The organism is Blastomonas sp. (assembly GCF_041747255.1).
In the GTDB taxonomy this organism is placed as follows: Bacteria; Pseudomonadota; Alphaproteobacteria; order Sphingomonadales; family Sphingomonadaceae; genus Blastomonas.
Map to the genome: position 1 here is coordinate 1 of NZ_JBGTFM010000435.1, position 4,827 is coordinate 4,827.

A 4,827-nucleotide genomic window follows, 5' to 3' on the forward strand; every position below is an offset into this window, starting at 1 on the left:
TCGCCGGAAAACACATTCTACCAATGATACGCAACAGTTCATCAACCCGCCCTCACCCTACCTACGACGCTTCGCGTCGCGGGGCCCTTCCCTCTCCCACCGGGAGAGGGAGGGAGCGCCAAAGGCGCGGAAGGGTGAGGGCGACAGGCTGATCAACCCGCCCTCAACCGTCGTTCGCGCTGATATCCGCATTCTCGTTCCCGCCACCCGGTGCCCCATCAGCACCCAGCGAATAGAGGTCGAACGCGCCGGTCTGGCCGGGGCTGATATATTGATACGGGCGGCCCCAGGGGTCCTGCGGCAGCTTCTTGATATAGCCGCCGCTGCGATAGCGTCCGGGCTGGGTCAGCGTCGGCGGCGGCGCGGTCAGCGCGTTCAGGCCCTCGCTCGAATTAGGATAGGTCAGGTTGTCGAGCCGGTACATCTCAAGCGCCTGGCTGAGCGTTGCAATGTCGCTGCGCGCCTTTTCGGTCATCGCGCGGTCCTGACTGGGCAGCACGTTGATCACCACGACGGTCGCGAGCAGGCCGATGATGAAGATCACCACCATCAGCTCGACGAGGGTGAAGCCACGTTCGCTGTTCTGCATTGGTTTCCGGCGAACGCCGGAAACCAGAGCGATGTTGCGCCAGGTCGCCCTGGACTTCGGCGTTCGCCGAAGAACAGAAAGCGGGGAAGCGGGTAAGCGTTTCAGCATAAAATCCTCATAAGCCAGTCAGGTTTTGCAGCTGCAGAATCGGCAGCAGGATCGACAGGATGATCAGCGCGACCACCCCGCCCATGACCACGATGATCGCCGGTTCAAGCAACGACATCGCGGTCGAGGTGAAATTCTCGAATTCGCGTTCCAGATATTCAGCAGCGCGCTCAAGCATAATGTCGAGCTGCCCGGCGCTTTCGCCGCTTGCGGCAAGATACACCAGCAGCGGCGGGAAAGTCCCCGCATTTCTGAGCGCGGCTGACAGCGATCCGCCCGACCGGATGGCGACCACCGCCTCCTCAAGCGCCTCGCGCAGCACCGCGTTGCGCACCGTGCGGGTCGTCAGCTTCAACCCCTCAAGCAACGGCAAGCGGCTTTGCACCATCGTCGCCAGCGTCCGCGCCAGCCGCGCCGCGTTCATGTCGCGGATCAGCCGCCCGATCAGCGGCAGCTTGAGCAGCATGGCATCGAACCGGTATTTGAAGGCGGGCACGCGCATCGCCTGCCAAAAACCGATGGCGGCGAGGACAAATACGATCAGCAGCGCCCACCACCAGCCGCTCAGAAAATCGGATATCGCAATGACGATCCGGGTGATCAGCGGCAGCTGCGCCGAGGCACTGTCGAACTGTTCGACGACGCGCGGCACCACCGAAATCATTAACCCGGCGACCACGCCGAACGCGACGAGCGTCAGGATGATCGGATAGGCGAGCGCCGAGATGATCTTGCCGCGCACCTGCGCCTGCCGCTCGAGCAGCTCGGCAAGCCTCTCGGTGATGATCGGCAGCGAGCCCGAGCTTTCGCCCGCGCTGATCATCGCGCGATACAGCGGCGGAAAGCTGCGGGGCTCGCGCGCCAGCGATTCGGCGAGCGACTGGCCCTCCATCACCCCGCCGTGGACCTTGCCGAGCACCGCCTGCGCGTTGGCGCTTTCGGTCTGGCGGCTGATCGTGCGCAGCGCCTCTTCCAGCGGGCTGACGGTCATCAGCGACGACATCTGGCGGGTAAACAGGGTGAGCTGCTTGGGGCTGAGCCGCGCGGTGCGCGCCGTCAGCAATGCCTTGCGCGGCGGCGCCGGTTCGACCGTAACGATGTGAAATGACTTGCGGATCAGGGCGGCGCGCGCCTGGCTGTCGGAAGCGGCACGGATGCGCCCCTGCCGTTCGCGCCCGGCGGTATCGATCACCTTATAGGCAAAATCAGCCATTCAGGCCGTGCGCCATCATTTCCGGCACGGGCTCTGCCTCACGCCGTGAAATGCGGATCGCCTCTTCCGCCGTGGTCTGGCCCGTACGCACCAGTTCTCGCGCTGCCGAGCCGAGGTTGGGCGCATTGAGGAACGCATGGCGCGCAATAATCGCCTCATCGCCGCCGTCGTTGATCATCCGCCGGATCGTCTCGTCAACCCGCACCGCCTCGAACACGCCGATGCGGCCTGCAAAACCGGTGTTGTTGCAATGCTCGCAGCCGACCGGGCGATAGACCACGGTGCCCTTGTCGAACCCGAGCAGCGAGGCGAGCGAGCCATCGGCCTGCACCGGCTCGCGGCATTCCTGGCACAGCCGGCGCACCAGCCGCTGCGCCACGACGGCGCGCAACGTGGACGCCAGCAAAAACGGCTCGATCTTCATGTCGCGCATCCGCGTGATCGCGCCGATGGCGTCGTTGGTGTGCACGGTCGAAAGCACCAGATGCCCGGTGAGCGAGGCCTGAACCGCGATTTCCGCCGTATCATGGTCGCGGATTTCGCCGATCATCACCACGTCGGGGTCCTGTCGCAGGATCGCGCGCAGCCCGGCGGCAAACGTCAGCCCGACCTTGACGTTGACCTGGGTCTGGCCAACGCCATCAATCGCGTATTCGACCGGGTCCTCGACCGTCAGCATGTTGCGCGAGCCATCATTGAGCTGCTTGAGGCACGAGTACAGCGTCGTCGTCTTGCCCGATCCGGTTGGCCCGGTAACGAGAATGATGCCGTTGGGCTCTGACAGTGCCTCGGTCAGGATTTTGTGGGTGCGCGGGCTCATGCCCAGCAGCCCCAGATCCATATTGGCGTTTTCCTTGTCGAGCAGACGCAGCACGACGCGCTCGCCCGCGCGGCTGGGCAGCGTCGAGACGCGCACGTCGAGCAATTTGCCGCCGATGGTGAGGCCGATGCGGCCATCTTGCGGCACGCGGCGTTCGGCAATGTCGAGCCGCGCCATCACCTTGATGCGGCTGACGATCACTGGAGCGACATTGGGCGGCATCCGCAGCTTTTCCTGCAGCACCCCGTCCATCCGCATGCGGATGACGAGCCCGGTTTCATATGGCTCGATGTGGATATCCGATACGCCCTGCCGCGCTGCCTCGGCGATGATCCCGTTGATCAGCCGGATCGCAGGCGCATCGTCGGCGCTGTCGAGCAGGTCTTCAGCGGTCGGCAGGTCGCTCGCCAGCAGCTCAAGGTCGCTGCCGTCAATGTTCATCGAACTGGCCATCGCGGCGGCATTGCCCTCAACCGCATAATGATCCGACAGGTGCCGCTCAAACTGCGCGGACGGTGCGATCTCGACATCGAACGGCATCGCCAGATAGCGGCGTACCTCAAGCAGCGCGACCGGGTCCGCGCCCTCGCGCAGCGCGACCTTCAGCCGTCCGTCGGCCTCGCCCAGCATCACCACGCCCTGATCGCGCGCAAAGCCATAAGGGATATCGAGCATCATCCGCGCGAGGCTGCGGTCCGTTGTGAGGTCGAGCGGAGCGTCAGTGATCGCAGGCAGGGGGGCAGCTTGCGGCTCAATCAATGGCGTGTCAGGCGGCGCAATATCGGCACTGTCGCCCTTGCGAATCCTCATGGCTGGCCTCCTTGGATAACGGGGGAAAGCGCAGGCTGGCTGGGCGGCAGCGGGGTGCTGTCAAGCGGCGCGGTGCTTGGCATCGCACGCGGTATGATCATCTGATCGTTAGGGCCGAGCGGCGGCGCGACCGGCGGATTGGTGCCCATATAGTCGCGCAAAATCACGTCGAGCGACGGTTCAACCTTGGGGTTGAACTCCATCTGCGCGGCGCGGACATAGCCATAGCGGCGCGCGGCAAGCGCCTGTGCATCCTGGGCGGAGCGCAGGATCGTCGGGCGGATGAACACCATCAGGTTGGTCTTGATCCGTTCGCGTCCGCGCGACTTGAACAGCTCACCAATAATCGGGATGTCGCCGAGCAGCGGTATCTTCTGGATCGTGCGGCGTTCGTTGTCATCGAGCAGACCGCCCAGTGCGATGATCTCGCGATCCTGCACGGTGACAGTGGTCTTCACCTCGCGCTTGTTGATGATCAGGTCGGCAAAGTCATTGCTGACCGGGCCGACGATCGAGCTCACCTCCTGCCGGATATCAAGCTTGACCTGATTGCCTGCGTTGATCTGCGGCTTGACCTCAAGCTCGATGCCGACATTCTGACGCTGGATGGTGCGGAAGGCATTGTCGAAATTGTTCGACAGCGCCTCACCGGTGCTGATCGGGATTTCCTGACCGAACAGGATCGACCCCTTCACATTGTCGTTCACGGTGAGAGACGGGGTCGACAGGATGTTTGATTCGCTGTCTTCCTGCACCGCATTGATGATCGCGCCGAGCACCCGGTTGTTGCCGATGTCGGCCGCAAAACCCGAATAGCCTCCGCGCGCGCCAAGCACCCGGTTGGCCGCATTCTGCCGCAGGAAATCACCGGTTGCGCTGTTGTTGCTGGTGGTCACGACATTGCCGTTGATCACGGTGGTGGTCTGGTCGAGCTCATTGGCAAGAATGCCACCCGCAATGTCGAGAATGTTGGGCGCAACATTGGAAAACGGCGTGACCAGAAACGGAATGTCTTTGCCGCCGATCAAAAACTGCACGCCCAGTTCGCGCGCCACCCGGTCGGATATCTCGACGATGATCGCTTCGACCAGCACCTGTTCCTGCCGGATATCGAGCTGGCGGACGAGTTCGGACAAGGACCGCTGGACATCGAGCGGAGCCGAAATGATCACCGCGTTGGCGCCTTCATAGCGCGTGATGATCGCCTGCCCGCGTCCGTTGGACAGCGCCACCGCGCCGCCGCTAGCCACTGCCGGTTGCGGCGTCGCGCCGCCTGTGCCAGCTGCT

The 4,827-nt window shown here is 63.7% G+C and carries 3 protein-coding genes and 1 pseudogene; all 4 read right to left on the reverse strand.

Annotation, left to right across the window (positions count from 1 at the left end; genetic code table 11):
• Positions 1-163: 163 nt before the first annotated feature.
• Positions 164-589, reverse strand: coding sequence for a type II secretion system major pseudopilin GspG (gene gspG, locus ACEW8G_RS14610; RefSeq protein WP_373489132.1), 426 nt, complete (start codon positions 587-589; stop codon positions 164-166).
• 115 nt (positions 590-704) lie between these two features.
• Positions 705-1,910, reverse strand: coding sequence for a type II secretion system inner membrane protein GspF (gspF, locus tag ACEW8G_RS14615; RefSeq protein ID WP_373489133.1), 1,206 nt, complete (start codon positions 1,908-1,910; stop codon positions 705-707).
• Positions 1,903-3,540, reverse strand: a complete 1,638-nt coding sequence (gspE, locus tag ACEW8G_RS14620) for a type II secretion system ATPase GspE (RefSeq protein ID WP_373489134.1) — start codon at positions 3,538-3,540, stop codon at positions 1,903-1,905. Before gspE ends, gspF begins: the two co-directional genes overlap by 8 nt.
• Positions 3,537-4,827: pseudogene (locus ACEW8G_RS14625) on the reverse strand (type II secretion system protein GspD); the annotation flags it as partial. The pseudogene ACEW8G_RS14625 and the gene gspE, both read right to left, overlap by 4 nt.